The 18,717-nt window shown below is 36.3% G+C and carries 15 protein-coding genes and 1 pseudogene; 9 read left to right on the top strand and 7 right to left on the bottom strand.

Annotation, left to right across the window (positions count from 1 at the left end; all coding sequences use genetic code 11):
- Window positions 1–145: 145 nt before the first annotated feature.
- From Q4600_RS05400 to Q4600_RS05390, 3 genes are all read right to left on the bottom strand, one after another.
- Window positions 146–574 carry a hypothetical protein gene (locus tag Q4600_RS05400; protein ID WP_303513492.1) on the bottom strand — a complete coding sequence of 143 codons (429 nt, stop codon included), beginning with the start codon at window positions 572–574 and terminating at the stop codon, window positions 146–148.
- A gap of 121 nt (window positions 575–695) precedes the next feature.
- Window positions 696–1,523, bottom strand: coding sequence for a hypothetical protein (locus Q4600_RS05395; protein WP_303513490.1), 828 nt, complete (start codon window positions 1,521–1,523; stop codon window positions 696–698).
- 704 nt (window positions 1,524–2,227) lie between these two features.
- Window positions 2,228–2,377 (bottom strand): DUF3892 domain-containing protein, encoded by a 150-nt coding sequence (locus Q4600_RS05390; RefSeq protein ID WP_303524359.1) that lies wholly within the window; start codon window positions 2,375–2,377, stop codon window positions 2,228–2,230.
- Window positions 2,378–2,556: 179 nt separating this feature from the next.
- On the opposite strand from Q4600_RS05390, the gene Q4600_RS05385 reads away from it, so the two are divergent.
- The 3 genes from Q4600_RS05385 to Q4600_RS05375 are packed head-to-tail and all read left to right on the top strand — an operon-like array spanning window position 2,557 to window position 7,884.
- The gene (locus Q4600_RS05385) at window positions 2,557–3,909 is read left to right on the top strand and encodes a phosphatidylserine/phosphatidylglycerophosphate/cardiolipin synthase family protein (protein WP_303513487.1); all 1,353 of its coding nucleotides are present in this window, start codon (window positions 2,557–2,559) and stop codon (window positions 3,907–3,909) included.
- Window positions 3,910–3,962: 53 nt separating this feature from the next.
- Window positions 3,963–6,119 carry an ATP-dependent endonuclease gene (locus Q4600_RS05380; protein WP_303513485.1) on the top strand — a complete coding sequence of 719 codons (2,157 nt, stop codon included), beginning with the start codon at window positions 3,963–3,965 and terminating at the stop codon, window positions 6,117–6,119.
- Window positions 6,112–7,884: a UvrD-helicase domain-containing protein gene (locus tag Q4600_RS05375; RefSeq protein WP_303513484.1), complete on the top strand. Its 1,773-nt coding sequence runs from the start codon at window positions 6,112–6,114 to the stop codon at window positions 7,882–7,884. Before Q4600_RS05380 ends, Q4600_RS05375 begins: the two co-directional genes overlap by 8 nt.
- Window positions 7,885–8,138: 254 nt before the next feature.
- Here Q4600_RS05375 and Q4600_RS05370 read toward each other — a convergent pair whose 3' ends face one another.
- Entirely contained in the window at window positions 8,139–8,543 is a 405-nt protein-coding gene (locus tag Q4600_RS05370; protein WP_303513480.1) for a hypothetical protein, read from the bottom strand.
- A 53-nt stretch (window positions 8,544–8,596) separates the two neighbouring features.
- Window positions 8,597–8,833, bottom strand: a complete 237-nt coding sequence (locus Q4600_RS05365; RefSeq protein WP_303513479.1) for a hypothetical protein — start codon at window positions 8,831–8,833, stop codon at window positions 8,597–8,599.
- Window positions 8,834–9,436: 603 nt separating this feature from the next.
- On the opposite strand from Q4600_RS05365, the gene Q4600_RS05360 reads away from it, so the two are divergent.
- Window positions 9,437–9,751, top strand: coding sequence for a hypothetical protein (locus Q4600_RS05360; RefSeq protein ID WP_303513476.1), 315 nt, complete (start codon window positions 9,437–9,439; stop codon window positions 9,749–9,751).
- Between the two features lie 254 nt (window positions 9,752–10,005).
- On the opposite strand, the gene Q4600_RS05355 is transcribed toward Q4600_RS05360, so the two are convergent.
- Window positions 10,006–10,455 carry a hypothetical protein gene (locus tag Q4600_RS05355; RefSeq protein ID WP_303513475.1) on the bottom strand — a complete coding sequence of 150 codons (450 nt, stop codon included), beginning with the start codon at window positions 10,453–10,455 and terminating at the stop codon, window positions 10,006–10,008.
- Between the two features lie 1,295 nt (window positions 10,456–11,750).
- Window positions 11,751–12,868 (bottom strand): annotated as a pseudogene (locus Q4600_RS05350) (IS3 family transposase).
- 428 nt (window positions 12,869–13,296) lie between these two features.
- Between Q4600_RS05350 and Q4600_RS05345 the strand changes: the two are divergent.
- The 5 genes from Q4600_RS05345 to Q4600_RS05325 are packed head-to-tail and all read left to right on the top strand — an operon-like array spanning window position 13,297 to window position 18,685.
- Window positions 13,297–14,037 (top strand): hypothetical protein, encoded by a 741-nt coding sequence (locus Q4600_RS05345; RefSeq protein ID WP_303513473.1) that lies wholly within the window; start codon window positions 13,297–13,299, stop codon window positions 14,035–14,037.
- The gene (locus tag Q4600_RS05340; protein ID WP_303513471.1) at window positions 14,037–16,037 is read left to right on the top strand and encodes a DEAD/DEAH box helicase family protein; all 2,001 of its coding nucleotides are present in this window, start codon (window positions 14,037–14,039) and stop codon (window positions 16,035–16,037) included. The genes Q4600_RS05345 and Q4600_RS05340 overlap by 1 nt, the downstream gene beginning before the upstream one ends.
- On the top strand, window positions 16,037–16,222 hold the full coding sequence (locus tag Q4600_RS05335; protein WP_303513469.1) for a hypothetical protein: 186 nt from the start codon (window positions 16,037–16,039) through the stop codon (window positions 16,220–16,222). Before Q4600_RS05340 ends, Q4600_RS05335 begins: the two co-directional genes overlap by 1 nt.
- Entirely contained in the window at window positions 16,212–18,251 is a 2,040-nt protein-coding gene (locus Q4600_RS05330) for an AAA family ATPase (RefSeq protein WP_303513467.1), read from the top strand. Before Q4600_RS05335 ends, Q4600_RS05330 begins: the two co-directional genes overlap by 11 nt.
- Window positions 18,248–18,685 carry a DNA phosphorothioation-associated protein 4 gene (locus Q4600_RS05325; protein WP_303513464.1) on the top strand — a complete coding sequence of 146 codons (438 nt, stop codon included), beginning with the start codon at window positions 18,248–18,250 and terminating at the stop codon, window positions 18,683–18,685. The genes Q4600_RS05330 and Q4600_RS05325 overlap by 4 nt, the downstream gene beginning before the upstream one ends.
- Window positions 18,686–18,717 lie beyond the last annotated feature (32 nt).

The raw sequence follows: 18,717 nt of genomic DNA, 5'->3' as shown, positions 1-18,717 counted from the left end.
AAAAAAACGTACAAGAAGACTTTTAGAACAGAATTCTAGCTTGAATTTGCGCAACTACTGCAAGAGTAGAATTATTCAATTTTAGTCATTATAAATTTTTAACTATGGATTATTTCTTCTTTTAAAATTCGAAAGAATAGGCGGATTACTTAATTTGCTTCCAATTCCTAGAGTTGGTTTTATGAACGAGCGTCTTGAACATACTTCCCTCACCAATCTCACCGCTGCTTCTTTTACCTTTTGTTTTTTTCCCTTTTGTGTTTTTTGGTTTATTTTTAATTTTGTTTGGCCAACATTTAGGTATAGGAGCCAAATAATCTGTTGAGTGCACCTTTGCATAATGCTCACCTAATGTGAAAATTTCAAAATACATCTTGTGGCATTCTGGACAAACATAAGGTTTACGCCTTTCATTCAGGTTAGGGATAATCGCATTCTTGATTGTCTGAGACGTGAGTCTATATGCCTGACTTAAAGGGAGTAGCTGCCTAAGTTCGGCTGGTAAACTACTTAGTTCCAATCGAATCTGTTGTTTTTGTATCCCCCTCTCTGCCTTACTAGCTATATTAACCACCATGCCTCCTTTAATTTCTACATACTAACTATCGTTTATTACGACTTAGGTCTAAAAGACCATATATAGAAACAGCTCCTGTATCGGGTTTTATCTGCTGATGTAATAATGAAATTACCAATTACAACCGTGTAATAAAGCTATAATCTCTATCAAAATCCCATACCCCCTTAATATGATTTACGATATTAGGAGGGTCTAAATCATCAGGTAAAGGATAAATACATAAAAATTCGCTAACATCCTGAACCCAATGCGCACCAGCAGAAATAATCAAAGAGTGCTTTTTGTCATGGCCAATTAGCGAACTTGAGAGCGATGTTGTTACCTGTAAAGGAAGCCAATTATTTTGAATCAAAATCAATAGTTTACCAAAATATAACTCTAGCTGTTCTTGGGCTACAAATTGAAATACAATTAATAGTGAACTATTATCCTTTTCATTATTCATGGTAAAGCAATAATCAGATTCTGCAGCTGCTGCGCCGATCAATCGATTAATTTCACGCCTAGAACGACGAGATACGAATCCTGAAACATTCGAGTCTTGGTAAGAAGTTTTTACCACCTTTCCACACACGATAGTAATCAGTTTAGTTGCGGTGTACTCAACTCTATATTCGCCATCAGTAAAAAAATCGGGCTCCTCCTCCAGTAGTTCTATGACACCTGTATACCAGCCAGCAAACAGTGGTGAAGATTCAGTCTTTTGGTATTTGCCTGTAATCTCATTTAGAAATAAGGCATCATCGACAATTTCCCATGCACCAATATATTGACGCCAACAAGCAGTGGAAAGCACCATGCTACCTTCATCATGGTAACAGTCGTAATCTTCAATACGATTATGGACTTTAAGCCCTCCATACTCTTTCGGCATATCAATCTCACCGATGATAGATGTCTTAACTTTATCCAAAATAAGTGTTTCGGAAACTTGATCGCTCATTTAAACCTTAAAAGAATACTGTTGAGGGCTATAGGTTTAGCCAAGAATTTAATCTAAAATCAATTTTTAAAAATATTCATAGCTGAAACTTTAGCTATTGAAAATAAAAAATTCTTATTAAACATCTATACATCTTTGGGCGATGATAATTAGCTAATAATTTGATTAATAGCTATATGCAACGTTGTTCAGATGAATAGCAACGTTGCATTTTACGCGATAAATAGAGTACATATGGAATATGGGTTATTCCATACGGAATAACTTCACCCTCTCAGAATATAAAAATATTTTTTGCTACTGTTCAAAAAATTCTTATGCTTCCCCCTATATAGGCTTAATCAGCTGAATTTGGACATGAGGTGTAAATTGTAAATCACGCATAAAAGTTCAAGCACTCTGAGCAGGAATGCCCAGATTTGCCATACTAAAGTTATTTTATAGATTGCTAATTTAGCAAGGTCGCTGACAAAGTTGTGTCCAGGTACATGTCAAAAGGATGCTGCTGACACTTTTGAGTCCAGTAATGGGTTAGGGGGGAACACGTTTATGCCCCAAAGTGTGTTAACTAACCAGGCTGAGTAGTCTTCAGCTAAGTACGTTTGCCATACATGCGTTAATGAGTAGGAAAAATACAAGACCTGACCCCGAAGCCTTATCAATAGGATGAAGTAATGGCAATAAAATGCCCTTTAGCACTTAGGTTAATCATTGATGTTATCTGGTTTGTCGTTGTTCGGATTGTTCCTTGCGTATTCAACACTATTTCTCTTATAGCTATGGGTATCAAGATGCTGCCCTTGTTTCACTTCTTTGACTATTTGAGCGCTAGACACATTTCCTTCACCTGTCACAACTTACTCATGAAATATATAGTATTTCAAGGCGTCATTGATTCCATGAAAATACATACAAATCAACAGTATTTTGTTATTCATTAGGCTAATAATAAAATCCAATTAGTAGTTTTAGCGCATAGTTTATCTATAGGTTTCATGGTACAAAACAACTATAACGATTTTGGAGTGTTTTCATGAAGTTAATTGCTAATGGTATCAATAGTCAGTATTTCCAAAATATCTTCCCACCAGTTGGTACTGAAATTGATGAGGTTGTTGCCGCAATAGCATACGGTGACGATAAAACTTCGTTACTGAAACATTGTGTTGATAACAAGTATAGATTGAATATCTGGATGCGATACGATCAAACTGTTCCTGTTGCACCTTCATTTCTTAAGAAACTGTTGTTCCATATGAAAGATGGCGTTTTCTGTCACTTAATCCCAGATAGACTTCATGCAAAGGTCATATGGTTTAAAGGACATGGTGCATATATTGGGTCTGCAAACCTCACCGAGAGAGCGTGGTATAACAACATAGAAGCTGGTGTTTTCTTTTCTGATGAAGATCTCTACAGCTCAGGAATGTTAGAACAATTGGAAGACTTCTTTTCTGGTTTGGAGAACTTAGATAAAGCATTTCCTTTGACTAAAGAAATTTATGAAGAGCAACTTAAGCTAGATGAGTTATATAGATCTAAACAAGCTCAACAACTAGAGATAGATGCTAATAAAATACGTAGCCACCCTTTCTGGGAAGGATTAGCTTTCCAAGAGAAAAAAGCCGCTATAGATAAGCGTAAGGAAGCATTCAAGAAAGAGTGGGATAGTGCCATTTCATACATGGAGCATATTGCACAGCTTGTGAATGATTACCGCCCAAGTTGGGTTAGTCCTGATATCCCAGAATATTGGCAAGTTGACCAATTCCTTCATGCTTACTATTACAATATGGTTCGTGAAGGTGCTTCATATCCATTCGAACAAATGCACCATTCATACAAAGATGATCCACAATCTAGGTTGGTTGAAATGCTTCAGTGGTGGAAGTCTCAACCAGAGCCACCTTCATATGAAGATCATACATTTGAAATCAGTGCTCCTTTGATTAGAAGTAACTTAGCAAAAGAGAAGGTCCTTACGTTAAGTACTGAAGAACTTGGTGAAGTATTTGAAAGTACTCATGCAACTAGAAACCATTATTCGAAGGTGAGTCCCGCACTTCTTGGTAAACCTGATTCTGTTAGCTTAGATATGGAACAACGTGCTCCATTGTTTGCTGAGAAGATGAGTAAGCTCAAGAACACCAAAGGGCAGGGGATTCCAGAGTTACTTCACTATGTTCTTTATGGTGGCAAGCCTGAGTTGATGTGGGAAAGAATCTATAGTGCTGCAAAGAATGATGAGCTAAGAATTGAACATTATGGTTTAAGCTCAATTGCAGAAGTTGCTGGATGGGCTAAGCCTGAATATACACCACCAAGAAATGGCAGAACTAACAAAGCGTTGAGAGCTTTAGGCTATCCTGTAAAAGTAGATATGTGATAAAAATAAAGCTGAATCTAACTAAAAATAATTAAATATAAAGAGCATCGTTAATGCATATTTCAAGAGTAACACTAAGAAACTACCGAAATTTCAGAAATTCAAACTTTGTATTGAAAGAAGGTGTTAACACTATAGTCGGTGAGAATGGCTCTGGTAAGACTAACGTGTTTAGAGCAATTAGGTTACTACTTGACGATAATCTTAGAAGATCTGCTATGAGACTAGAAGAAACAGATTTTTTTAGGGGGCTAGATGATTGGAGAGGGCACTGGATAATAGTAAGCCTTGAATTCTCAAACTTATCGGCTGATGAAGCAATTCAGTCTCTATTCTTTCATGGGGCAGCAGGGATTAGCACTGATGAAAGTACCACAGCTACATACAATTTAGTCTATAGGCCAAAGCCAAACATTAGAAAACAACTTTCAGATTTAACTCATGGCGATAAAGCTGGTTTACAAGCTATCTTAGATACAATAACCATAGAAGACTATGAAACTCGGATTACAGGCAGGAGTACAGCAGACTTTTCAAATGATGAGGAGTACAAAGCTATAGTCGGTGATTTTGAGAATGCTATTTTCCCAAGTGAAGTTAGTAATCATCAGATTGGCACTAAGTTAGGCAATTATTTTAGCATTTATGACGATATTTCATTTACATACATCAAAGCACTTAGAGATGTTGTCTCAGACTTCCATAACAACAGAACAAACCCATTACTTCAGTTGTTAAAAGCTAAAAGTGGTGATATCAATCATCAAGAGTTTGAGACAATTGTAGCTACAGTACAAAAGCTAAATGGTGAAATAGAATCTCTAAGTGACGTATCTCAAGTTAGAGGTGATATTCACAGTACGTTAGTTTCTGCTGCTGGACATACATATTCCCCTAAAGGTATGTCGATTGAGTCAGGTCTTTCAGATAAAGCAGAAGAAATTTTTCAATCTTTGTCTTTACGTGTTGGTGAAGACGATAGTCTGTACGAAGGTTCTATTCATGAAATAAGCCTTGGTGGTGCAAATCTTATTTTCTTGGCTCTTAAATTATTGTCATTCAAGTACCAACAGCGAAGTGAGACCTTCGCAAATATTCTTCTTATAGAAGAACCTGAAGCTCACATACATACACATATTCAGCGTACATTATTCCAAAACCTCGATTACCAAGATACCCAGATCATCTACTCCACGCATTCAACGCACATTTCAGATGTCAGTAATGTTGAGAGTATGAACATCATTGGCAAAACTGATAGCGGCTATAAGGCGTTCCAGCCAGCTACAGGGCTAGATCCAAAAGAAGTTAGAGCCATTCAGCGATACCTTGACGCTAAGCGTAGTAACCTTCTGTTTTCTAAGAGTTGTATTCTGGTAGAAGGTGATGCTGAAGAAATACTTATTCCGATCATGATTAAAAAGGTGCTTGGAATAAGTGTTGATGAGATTGGCATGAGTGTCATTAACATTGGAAGTACTGGCTTTGATAACGTAGCAAAGCTATTTGATGATTCTCGCATCAACAAAAAATGTTCTATTGTTACTGATTTAGATGCCACCTTCTTTGGGGTAGATGATGACCCAGCAGATAACAGCGCAACAAAGGCCATGAAGAAAAAAGCTATTGGTTCTGCTGAGTCTGGTGAGGCTAGAAAGGCTAAATTGGATGAAGACTATCTTAACAATTCATGGGTTGGTTGTTTTTATGCTGATCATACATTCGAAGTTGATTACATCAAAATGGGAAACCAGCAATCAGTAATAGCTTTACTTCCTGATGTATATAAAACTGACGCTAAGATATTAGAGGCTACTGAGCAGCTTAACTCTGGGTTGATTCATTTATCAGGTTATAGAGCTTTAACTATTGCCAACCAAGAGGGGAAGGGGTGGTTTGCAATCCAATTAGGGGATACTTTGACTCCTGATTGTGCTTTACCTAGCTACATAGCAAGGGCTATTTCTTTTGCACATGGAAAATTTGAAGCACATATTCTAAGTAAAATTATTCATCATCGGATTCAGTACAATTTTTCTCAAGGTATTATACCTAATGGCGAACTTGCGCCGTCATCACTACCAATCGACCAAGCAATCCAGCTTTTTGATGAAGGAAAACTACCATTCAATATACTACTAGATAGTTTTAAAAGAGCTTACTCATCAGATTCAGCCATCTCAGCTATTGAGACATTTAGTTATGATTGATTACGCGAAAGAGCTTAATGTTGAACAAATAAGTGCCATTGATCATGATGGAAATGTGTACCTTGTAGCTTGCCCTGGGAGTGGTAAGACAAGGACATTAGTCTATAAGCTAGCAAAAGAGCTTGAAGCAGGCTCTTCATCAAAGAAAAAGATTGCAGCAATCACATATACAAATGTAGCTGCTGACGAAATTAAAGAAAGAATAGTGGATCTAGGTGTAGATACTTCTGCTTTGTGGATTGGGACTATTCACTCTTTTTGTCTCGACTGGATTTTGCGGCCATTCGCTCAATATATCGTAGAATTAGAGCATGGGTTTACTGTAGTAGATAATCATACTAGTGAAGAGATCATCACCGCTTTATGCACGGAGTATTCAAGCCCAAGAATAAACTACTTTGATTGTGGGTACTTTTTAAATACTCAAGGTATTAATCTTAGTTGTGGACAATATAAGGCTGACAATGTTCACTCAGTCATCACTCAATATCATGCGATTTTGAGTGAAAACAAACAGATAGATTTTGAGCAGATTCTTCAATATTCATATGTACTTATCACTCGACACCCCGATATTTCCAAATCTTTGAGCGGGATTTTTCAACATATTTTGTTAGATGAATTTCAAGATACTAAAGAGTTACAATATCAAATAGTTTCATCAATTATCTGTGCAGGGGAAGGTCGTAACAATATCTTTATTGTTGGAGATCCAAACCAGTCTATCTTTGGATCTCTTGGTGGTTATGCAATTACAATAGATGAACTTAGAAGGCTTACTGAACAGGAAGTTGAACAATTTGAACTCGAAAAGAACTATAGAAGCTCAACCAGAATCGTAGAGTACTGTAAAAACTTCCGTGTATACGAATCAAATATGGTGTCTGACTCCAAATACAAAGATCATGCAGGGCTTATTAGCTACAGTTCAAGTACTCACAAAGACCATCTTGTAGAAGAGATATCAAGACTAATACGGCATCACATAGAGACATTAGAAGTATCACCAAATGAGGTTTGTGTTGTTGCTCCTTGGTGGATTCACCTTGCTAGTTTAACAAGGGGGCTAGTTAATAGTTTACCTGAGTACTCTTTTGATGGTCCTGGACTTACACCCATTTATAGAGACCGAGAGAATTTTTGGTATCGACTATCTAGACTTTTATTGACGAGCCCATCACCTAACATTTATTTTAAAAGGCTGTTTTGGGCTAGAGATCTTCTTCAAGCGATGTCAGAACTAGACCTATGTGAGCACTCCTTAAGAGACAAAGATCTACTTAGAATCGTGAATTCAATTGATTTAAATGAACAGGATGGTCTTCAATATTTGTGTCGTGCGTTTGAGGTATTTTCGTTGAAAATTGGGTTCTCGATAAATGAGACTTCTTCCCTTCAAGAGCAGCTTGATGCATTTGTAACTAGCTCGACTCGAAGGATTGAGAGAATTCGAAACGAAGGTATTGATTATGCTGGTTCAATTAAAGACTTTAGAAAAGCATTTATACCTAAGAGTGGTGTTAAAGTTTCATCAATCCATGGGGTTAAGGGAGAGGAGTATGAAACGGTGATTTCTTTTGGATTACTTGATGGGATGGTGCCACATTTTACTGATACAGATAAAAGTAATACCGCGAAAAAACTGCTCTATGTTATAGCGTCGAGAGCAAAGAGGCACCTACATCTTATAGCTGAAACAGGAAGAAGAAACCCACCAACACCGACTTTACATAATCTAAATTATTTAACTTACGATCAGGTTTAAGATTGTTGTTGCAGCTTCCATAAAAATATATCTCGGAATGAAAAGGACGTAGAGCCACGTTGTGGTGGCAAAGTGAGTTTGGCCGTTGATTTGTTGTTGAACGCACTATTTGCATGGAAAAAATTATCTGAAAGTTTTCAGAATTACACCAATTCGTAACTCGGAATTGTCCATAATCTTGTTAGATCGCATTGTGGTTTAGCTATAACCTCAGCCACGAGAAAGCGAACCCCATAGGGTTCGCTAGTTGGTTATTATTGTGCGTAAGCAGCAATAATGAGATCAGACCAATATTGCTCAGCAGCCTCATAGTAATAGTTCGGATGTATCCCAAAAATACTGATGAATTCGTTGCTGAATAGCCCACAAAAAGCGGCAATATCTTCGATGTATATCAATAACATCATGTATGCATCAATACCTGTCAGATATTGACTATCAAGCTCAGCATGCTCTTCAAGCAGCGATTTGCTGATACTGATACCGATCATTTTGCCTTCAACATTTCGATGTAAATAAATGTAGTTATTAAAGCTCAGTTGAATCTCATCGTTCTCAAGTTTATGGTCTGCCAGCAATAATACTGTGCTGTGATCATCCCATGGGCTTTTTGATTGACGTTTATAGACCCTAGTAAGCTGTGTTTCTGACTTGTTCATCGTAATTCCTAGTGTTTATGTCCTCGTTATTAACTAAGAACTCCACTGGGAAATTATCTGTCGTTTATGTACTTGGTAACAAAATCAGTTGCCAGTTCAATATCCGACTCTTGTACTTCTTGACGACTCAAGTGCTGCTTAATTTGAAAGTTAAGTATTTCCAGCTCTATATCATCCTCATAAATACTAATGTCCTGATACAGTGCTTCTGAGCTCACTACTGCAGTGAGCTTTTCTAACAGGTGAGCTAACTGATTTTTCTTTTGAGTAAACTGCTTATGTTCGTTCATGGATGTTTCTCGTTAATGTGGATGTGTGGTCCTTATTAACTAGAAACAGTGTGGAGGAATTATGAGGGAAGGACGTTTTATTTCTGCATAATCCTATTCAATTCATTATTTGCTTATGGACTCGTATTGCAAAGGTAACCCCTGTGGTTACCAGGTAACATAGTACGCCTTAGTGGGGGGGTGAGCCGTATGCAGTGAAGCTTGCTCGTACGGTTCTTAGGAGAGCGGCACTTGGTAACAAGTGCCGCTTATCCGACCATTGTGAGTTACAGAGAATAAATGCTAACTGAGTGTTCACCTGACTAATCAATTTAAAATGTAACTATTTTGGTATTTATCAAAGGCGAGAGGTTCGTTCATTAATAATGTGAATATTACGATTAATCTATTTCAAATAACTATTAAATACACTTGCACTGTTTATTCATACAGTGCTATTGTTGTCCTGATGTAGTAGATTTATTACTACATCAGGACAACAGATAGGACACACAGGACATGTTGATAAATTTTTCTAATAGACCAAGAACTCTAATAGAAAAGTAAAAACTGTTCAGCCTTTGGCTGAACTCCTTAAATCTCATTAATTCGAGAGAGTGTTTTATGTCTAACTTATTTGATTCTAATGTTGTATATCTAGCCAGTTATAAAACTGTCAGCCCAGATTCTGTTCCCACAAGCAAAATTGTACATAACGTTGTGGCTAACGTCCTTAGCTATGCTAATGGACTGTGTCCATTTTTAGATGTAACTGTCAAAGATAGCCTTGCCAAAATGTCTAGGGACTTGGTACAGGAAAGGGTATCTACTCAAAAGTCAGTTTGCAGTCTCGAAGCCGACGAAATGGTTCAGGAAATTACAGACTTCCTTTGTAATGCTCTTGAGCAAAAGTTTAAACTGATGGCTGAAGGGCTTTAGCTTATAATCTGCCTGGATATACCCAGTCTCAGTGATTCTCGCCATCAATAAGTGGTCAGCCAAGATAAATCACTCAAAACCCAACCTCCTACTAATCAGCCTTTGAAGTAGGAGGGGGGCTTATATCTAATCCTATAATTAAAGCTAGCTGGTTATAGCTGGTTCAACTTTTTTTTAATTATATGTCGGACTCTTCTGTGCAAAAATGAGCTTAACTCATTAATGTTTTAAAGTGATATGAGTATGATCTGGCTTTAAATGCCAAGAAAATCTCTCACGCTTTTCCAGTCTAGGAAAGGTTCGGTACCAAAGTGTATTACTTTACCTGTAAATGACTCCTGTCCTTTTCCTTCATTGTAATCGTCGACAAGAAAGTCCCCTTTTAGTAAATCTTTTCGTGGAGAGATAATTAATCGATGTACATAATCCATACCTAAGTGAGCTTCTACCCAAGTTCGTTTCTCCGTATAGCAAAGTGGATTCATGACCGAGGGGGCAGTGAGGATAAATGGATCATAATACTGGGATGTTAATAACTGCCTCATAGCCTCAATCCCACCTTTTATTGGTAGCAAGTCATGAAAGAAACCTGGCTCGCTTTGGGGGAATTGAATTTCAGGATGAAGCTTCAATGCAAGTTGATGAGCGCTTGCGTAATCACACAGAGTATCATCCATGTCTATATAGATAACTTTCTTACTCATATACTTGTTTCCTCTGCATCCTCTTTAAGAACATTATACATCAGGTTTGTTTTCGGCACGTTCCATGAAATCTATCCGCTACCCATTATGGGTCAAATCGAGCGACGTTCTTCTGCTTTTGTTTCCAATGTGTAAGCCTGCAATAAATATCCTAACCTTCAAGTATTGAATGCAAGTTGAGATTAGGGCCTTCATGTTCAGCTGAGCAACTGTTTTCTTCATTAGCACTTAATCGATGGGCGGCAGTGGATTACTTAAACTGGCCACTTGCTTGTAGGTGATACTCGTACTTTGTCATAGCTGAGGTTATCCGAAATATAGAAACTTTCAGAACTTTGTAACGCATTTCACGTCCAAAAACGAGTTACGAAGCTACTTTTACCTTACCATCATGACTTAGGATACTTTGGCAGAGTGATGGTTTCACGCATTGATGCCATCGCCTTACAAAGCCTACAGAAAAGAAATTTTATAGAGCAGTCATTTTAAATTTTCTACTATTTTGTAAAGAATAACTGGTGTCATTTTGTATGGGTTTCAGTCGACAAAGCACTAAGTTTACAAATCTTACTCTTTTCATAAAGCAAAATTTGGAAGATAAAGCATTGTAAACCACGGCACGCGGTTAATTTCACTCACTCACCCACTGAGTTGAATTTATTTTTGGTAAATATAAGTTGAATATATTCAAAAAACCGAATAAATGATGCGTATTAGCGTAGAAAAAGTTTAGGCAGACTCAATGAAAACAATAGTATAAAGCAGGTTTTTTAGCTGTTATTATTCTACAGATGTTAGTTATATTATTGAATTTATTGGTATATGCAGCGGTCTCCAAAACCGATGGTTGCGAGTTCGAGTCTTGCTACCCCTGCCAAATTTAGAAGGCCTAGCAGAAATGCTAGGCCTTTGTCTTTTCCAGCTTTTATTAAAATAGACTCTTTAAAATTACTCATAAATCTCCATCATTCAAATCAAGCATTTTCTAATCGGTGTCCAAATGGTGACCGTTTGGTGACCATCGCATCCGCAGTACTGAAAGAGTTAAGTATTTTTTGTTTATGGTCTCTTTAGTAAAAATGTCAGAATTGCTCCTGTAGAAATCATTGAACCTACGCAGCAATACTATTCTTTCAAATGCACGCCCACATGTCATAGCTCTATAGTTTTCAGCCGAAATGTTTAAGTGATTAGCTAGACGGTGATTGAGAAATTTTGGCGAATGACTATTTTCTTGAATTCTTCTGGATACTTTTTATTCCTAACACTTAATACTCTACTTTGGTTTGTAGTAGTCAATAAATATTAGCCACAGCCTTAGAGTTTAACCATAACAATCGTTCTGATTCATTTGGTGCCAGTCTGTCGTTATATTGATGCGGGCTAAGCTGACAATAATATCCAATTATGTATCGTGTAATTTCATTCTGCGCTTTAGTAAAATTACGATACTCAGTTGTCGGTATCCATTCAGCCTTAAGACTTCTAAAAAAGCGTTCCATAGGGCTATTATCCCAACAATTACCACGTTGAGACAAACTTTGTTTTAGCAGGTATCACCTAATAGTTGCCGATACTTCCTGCTTGTATAGTGATTCCTTGAACGCTATGGAACATGACATCTTTAGGTTTACCATGACCTTCATGGGCCATTGAAAGTGCTTTGCCAGTTAAACTACTATCTGGCTATAACGACATTGCCCACCCTATGACTTTACGTGCAAATAAATCAATCACAACAGCCAAATACATCCAGCGGTTACCAGCCCATACTTAAGTGACATCACCAACCCAAACCTTATTCGGAGCTGTGACGGTGAATTGTCGGCCTAAGTGATTAGGGATTGCAATATGTTCAAGTGCCGCATTTCGGTTTTTGTGTTTAGGTACTTGGCAGCTAACTATTCCATGTCCTTTCATTAACTTAGTGGCTAGATAACGGCTTAGTGAGATTTTTGCTTGTTAATCATATCAACAATCTTTCTAGCTCATGTCGAACCAATACTTGCAGTATGTACTTCACTTACTAGGCTGTGAAGCTTAACGCGCTCAGACTTAATGATTGTTGGCATCTTTCTCCAATACTTGTAGCTACTACTATGTATTTCGAACACTGCGCATAATGTTTTTATGCTGTAGTTCTGCTTGAGTTTCTCTATTACTAAGAATTGTTCAGTGAGTCCAACATCTACATAGTTGTGGCTTTTTTTAATATTTCATTTTGCACCAGAAGGGGAGCTAATTGCTTTTTCAAGTCACGAATTTCAATTTGTTCCTGAGTGATAGGTGATGTTTTAGGCTTCGTACCTTGACACTCTTCTCTCAACTGTCTAACCCTTTTCTCCATGGTCAATTTACCTACATTCATGGCTTGAGCGGCTTCAACAGTTGAGTACTTTTGATCTAGCACCAATTATGTAGATTCAAGTTTTAACTCTGTACTAAAGACTCATCTTGTACGTTTTTCTATAGTGTCACTACAGTTTTATGATAACGGCACATATGATCACGAATTGGACTTCAAACAGTGGGTAACTCACCTTTAAAAGCTTTCGCGTGTCTTCCAAAGTAATGAAGTGTTTCGAAAATCGCTATTTTTAATGTTTAATGTTTAATGTTTAATGTTTAATGTTTAATGTTTAATGTTTGAATAAATATATCTTTTTGAATAAAAAGCGTTCGCGATCGCAATCTGGGTAGGAGGTAACCCCTTTTTCTTTACTTTGAATAAGCGTTTATCTATTTTAGGAATTAAGTTAAATTAGCTTTTGTTAGTTTATATTGCCTTCTAAGGTAATTGTTTTTTTTTGCTGATTTTTTGGGTGTTTTTAGTGAGGTTTTATGTTCATTTCGGATGTTTTACTGGATATCGAAGATAAGGGCTACTTTCTGGGTAGTTGGTTTGATATTGAAGAACTGAAAAATATCGATGTACGTACTGAGTCTGGCTTACTAAGTTTTAAAGAAATTCTAGATTCTAACAGCATTGATTGTTACCCAAAAATTGTGAATGGTTCTGTTGCTAATGTTGAACATTCAATTTTTGATATCGATATAGTTTTGTATAAAACAATCGCAAATGTAAATAAAAATTCAAAAGATATAAAGTATGGATTACTAGTCGCAAAGTTTTCTGCTGCAATTGCAAAGGTAGATGGACTTGTAGATTTTTCAGAAATAGCAGTTATTAGACAAAATATTTATAGCCTTTCAATGTTAAGTGAAACGGAAAAATATTATATTTTTATTCGGGCTATTTACTATTTGCAATTAAAAACGACGAAAGATGTTTTATTAGGTCATTTGGAAAAGTTATCTGATAACTCTAAAAGACAAGTTTTAAGTATTGCCATGAGTATTGTCATTGCAGATATGTCTATCGTTAAAAGCGAGAGGTTACTGGTAGCTGATATGTATAGGTTATGTGACATGCCAACTAATTCAGTATCAAGGGATTTAAAAAAACTTGCTAAAAGCTCTGGTGTGCAGTTACAAGCTAGGAAAGCTGATCGCTGTCAAGAGTTCAATTTTGAACCAGATGATACACTCAATGAATTTATTGAAGAGCTTGAGAATTTCTAATGAATTTTAATAATCTTAATGTACCTTTGAATTTAACCACCGGTTATCAAGATCCCAATAATGATTTTTTCTCCCCAGTGCTATCTTGTGCGCGAAAATTTGACGTCGGGGTGGGGTACTTTTCATCCAATTGGCTAAGTGATGTTAAAAAAGGAATTCATCAATTTGCATTAAATGGAGGAAGGAGTCGTTGGATTATTTCTCCGAATCTTAACATGAAAGATGCTGAAGCTATGAATCAAGGCTTTGAGCGAAAGTCGATTGAGCAAATGCAAAATGATATGGAAGATATTGTTTTAGATGAGTTAGCTCTGATGGACATTGATAGCCGTACTCTTTTGAGTAACTTGATCATAGCAGGTGTTTTAGACTTCAAAATATCTTACCCATTAAGTGGGGGAAGTAACCTGTTTCATGCGAAAATGGGTGTTGCTATTGATGAAGAAAACAACCTGATTGCATTTAATGGCTCATTTAATTTAACAGGAAATGCTAAAAGCAATTGGGAATATATTGATGTTTACACAGATGAAACAGCTCGAGAGAGTCAACGTATCTTTTCTATTCAAGAAAGGTTTAATACTATGTGGGCTGGAGATGACTCTTTTTATAAGGTTTTTACCCCCTCCAAAAAACTATTAACAGGTATTGATAACTTTTCAGATGAAAATAATAAAACTTATCCTAAGCACAGTAAAACTAATAATATAAGCTTACGGCCCTATCAAGAAGAAGCGATTAAAAATTGGGGAGCGAATAAAGGTCATGGTATGTACGTTATGGCTACTGGTTCGGGGAAAACTATTACAGCATTAGCCACGGTAGACAAATTAATTACTCGTGTTAAAAATGCGAATCAGCCATTATTCATTGTATTTGTTTTGCCTCTAAAGCACCTTTTAGACCAATGGCACGAAGAAGCCGCTGAATTTGGCTTTGAAGCTATCAAGTGTTACGAAAATAGCTTGAACTGGAGAGAGCCCCTTAATGCTAAATTATCACATCAACTAATACAAAAGTCAGGTGTTGTCAAAGCAATGGTAACTAATGCAACACTGGCTAGTGACAACTTCCAGCGGGTCTTACAAAGTATAAAAGTACCTATTATGATTGTAGCGGATGAAGCTCATAACTTAGGATCTCCTACATATTTAGATGCGCTCCCAAAGAATGCCGACTATCGCCTAGGGTTGACAGCCACTCCCCTTAGACATAACGATGAAGATGGTACAGAAGCATTATTTGATTATTTTGGTGATGCAGTATTTGAATTCTCTCTAAAAGATGCAATAAATGCCGGCTTTTTAGTTAAATATAAATATTATCCCTCTATTTGCGAATTTAACTACGACGAATACCAAGATTATAAAGCTATCTCTACAAAATTACTAAATGACGAGCAAAGTCAGTTTGACGCTGATAATGAGATGGAGGAGCTGTTAGGTGGAGCATCTAATAAATTGGTTATCTTACGTAATGAACTCGAAAAACTTAAAAAGAATAATCAGTTGCAACATACCTTAGTTTATTGTGGCTCTCATACTGATGACGAAGGTAGTCGTCAAATTGAAAAAATAGTTGGAATGTTAGGTCATGAACTAAGTGTTAAGACTCGAAAGTTCACTGCATCGGAAAGTCTTGACGATAGAAAAACCATATTAGATCAGTTTGCTAGGTGTGAACTAAATGCCATTGTTGCAATTAAATGCTTAGATGAAGGAGTGGATGTTCCCGCGACTAAGCAAGCATTCGTTATTTCATCAACTTCCAATCCAAGAGAGTTTATTCAGAGGCGTGGACGTGTATTAAGGCGTTCACCAGGAAAAGATGAAGCAGCTATATATGATTTTATTGTTACTCCACCTGCTGGAGATGTCAATCCAGCGCTTATTGAAAAAGAGATACGCAGAGGACTTGAATACAATTCACTTGCAGAAAACAAAGATGAGAATGAGTCCCTTCTATTAAACCTTGCAGACCTACACGGAGTGGAATTGTAATGAAAAGTCAGAAAGAAATTATTAATCAGTTGAGTAAAGAAGAGCAGCAGATATTACAACATGTAATGACACTGGAACAAACAAATCTGTATATCAAAGACTTAAAGGAAAATCGTTCAAAAGAAAAAGAAGTAATTGAAAATGTTGTTAAATTAATTGAAAAAGAGATTCGTAATGAAAATTAAAACGATCACGATTAAAAACTTCAGACAGTTTTGGAAAGAAACAACGTTAAATTTTTCTTGCTCTCCAACCAAGAATGTAACAGTTATTCATGGCGCTAATGGTAGTGGTAAAACGTCATTGTTAAATGCGTTTAAATGGTGTTTTTATGGAAAAACTGACTTCGATACAGGTACTGAAAATATTTTAAATGAAGCTGCAATACAAAATGCAACTACAGGCCAAGAAATAGAATTAAAAATCACTGTTATATTTGAGCAAGATGGGTGCAACTATGATGTGCGCAGAACAGCACTATTCAGAAAGCTACCAAATAATAAAGTTGAAGATTTAAAAGCAATTAAATTTCAAATCCAAAAGACTTTGGAGTCTGGCGAAACAATCACTACCGACACCCCTGACTCTGAAATTAACAAAGTGCTTCCTGAAGGTTTACACCCATATTTTTTCTTTAATGGTGAACGAATTGAAAAATTAGCAGGCGTAAATGAAAGTGGTCAAATAAAAGAAGCTATCAAACGGTTAATGGGCCTAAAGCAAATTGAGCGAGCAGAACGACATCTTAAAAAAGCATCGGAAAGCTTTCGTAAAATAAATGCTAAATCCTCAGATGAAACATATCAGGCATTATCTGAAAAAGTTGCTAGATTAAATGACAATATAGATAATTCAAAAAATAAGTTAACAGAGTTAAAATTTGAATATAGAGAAAAATCAAAACGAAAAGAAGATGTTAATAATAAGCTGGGAAATTATAAAGAGTCGAAATATTTACAAAAAGAGCGTTCGTCATTAAATGATTTAAATGAAAGTATATTAGCTGATATGGCTTCAAACGAACGACAGCGTAAAGAGCTAATTGATGAAAATAGAGCGGTAGTTTTGTCGCAAGACCTAGTTAATAAGTGTGAAGCACTAGTTGATCTAAATCGTAAAAAGGGGCTTTTACCATATAAGGTAAGAGCCCCTTTTATTGATGATTTAATTGAACAGGATAACTGTATCTGTGGCCGAGCAGTACATGGCCAAGGAGAAGTTTTAAGTGCACTTCAGAAAGCAAAGGAAACCGCAGGTAACGATGAACTTGATGAAGTGTATTCTAGTGTTTCATTTCTGATTAAAAATCAGTCTGGTAATTTAGATAAATATAATAGAAAGCTACAAGAATTAACTGCTGAGCAAAATGAAAACAGAAAAAACAAGAAAAAAAATGAAGATATAATATCTGATATAGGACTCAAAATTGGAGCTATAAAAAACAGTGAAGTCAATCAACTTGAAGAGCGCCTTGATACATTAGTGAGAGAACTAAAAGATATGGATTTTGATATCCGTACCTTAGAAAAAGAGATTCCAGAATTAGTAAGTAAAGCAACTAGTGAGACAAAAGCATTAGAAAAACTAGAAAAGAAACAAAAAGAACACTCATTGGTTGTAAAACGTATTACAGCGTCAAATAATGTAGCTAATGTCTTTAATGAGTTAAATGATTTCTTTACCGATCAAGTAAGAAACAACTTATCCGACAGAGTAGATGAAACATTTAGTCAAATCATAAGAAAAAATGTAAGAGCTTATATCGATGAAGATTTTCAATTGAAGATTGAGAAACAATCTAAACATGGAGACATCGAAGCAAAAGAGCAATCAACAGGCGAAAAACAAGTAACAAGTTTATCATTTATTTCAAGTATTATTTCGTTAGCAAAAGAGAAGCATGAACAAGGTGGAAAGTTTTTTAAAGGGGGATTATATCCTCTTGTGATGGACTCACCTTTCGGAGCCTTAGATGACGATTACCGATTTAAAGTTGCTGAACGAGTTTCAAACTTAGCTGATCAAGTTATCATTTTTGTTTCAAATTCACAATGGAATGGAAATGTTAAAAGCGCTTGTGCTGATCGTGTCGGAAATTCATATCGTTTAATTCATCACGCAACAACAGATGTAGCACAAAGCATCGAAAATAACGAATACCTACGCTATTCAAGTGATGGTTTCGAGTTCTCTACATTGGAGGAGACATCATGAGTATTGAAGCTAAGCGCTTAGACGATGTACGCATTCGGCGCCCGAAAGAACATGATGATTTATTAGACATTTTCAAAAAAGAAAAAATATTTGCATCAAACAAGAATGCATTAGTATTTGCAGCTTCTTTAGGATTTAAAAAGCAACAACGCCTGTCATTTTTAGAGAGCAGCGAGCCTATAATGCTTAGAGTTTTTGATGATAATACAGATATACCTTTTATATATTCTCTGGCCTTAGCCGAAACAGGTGACATCTCAATGATGACTAAGAATAAATTTAAAGAAGCGGTATTAATTTTTGAAGAATATGCAAATGGTGGCCTTTCCTACATTAGGTCAGTGTTAGACCCTGCAACTGCTTTAGTTTCCTTAGAGGCAATTATTTCAGAGTTAGATGAAACAAATACAGAAGATATGTTTAAAGATTGGTAGTCACCTCTATTTGCACATTAAAACAAACTAAA

It is taken from the genome of Shewanella sp. 2_MG-2023 (assembly GCF_030548905.1).
Taxonomy (GTDB): Bacteria; Pseudomonadota; Gammaproteobacteria; order Enterobacterales; family Shewanellaceae; genus Shewanella; species Shewanella electrodiphila.
This window is presented reverse-complemented; position numbering and strand designations above follow the sequence as displayed.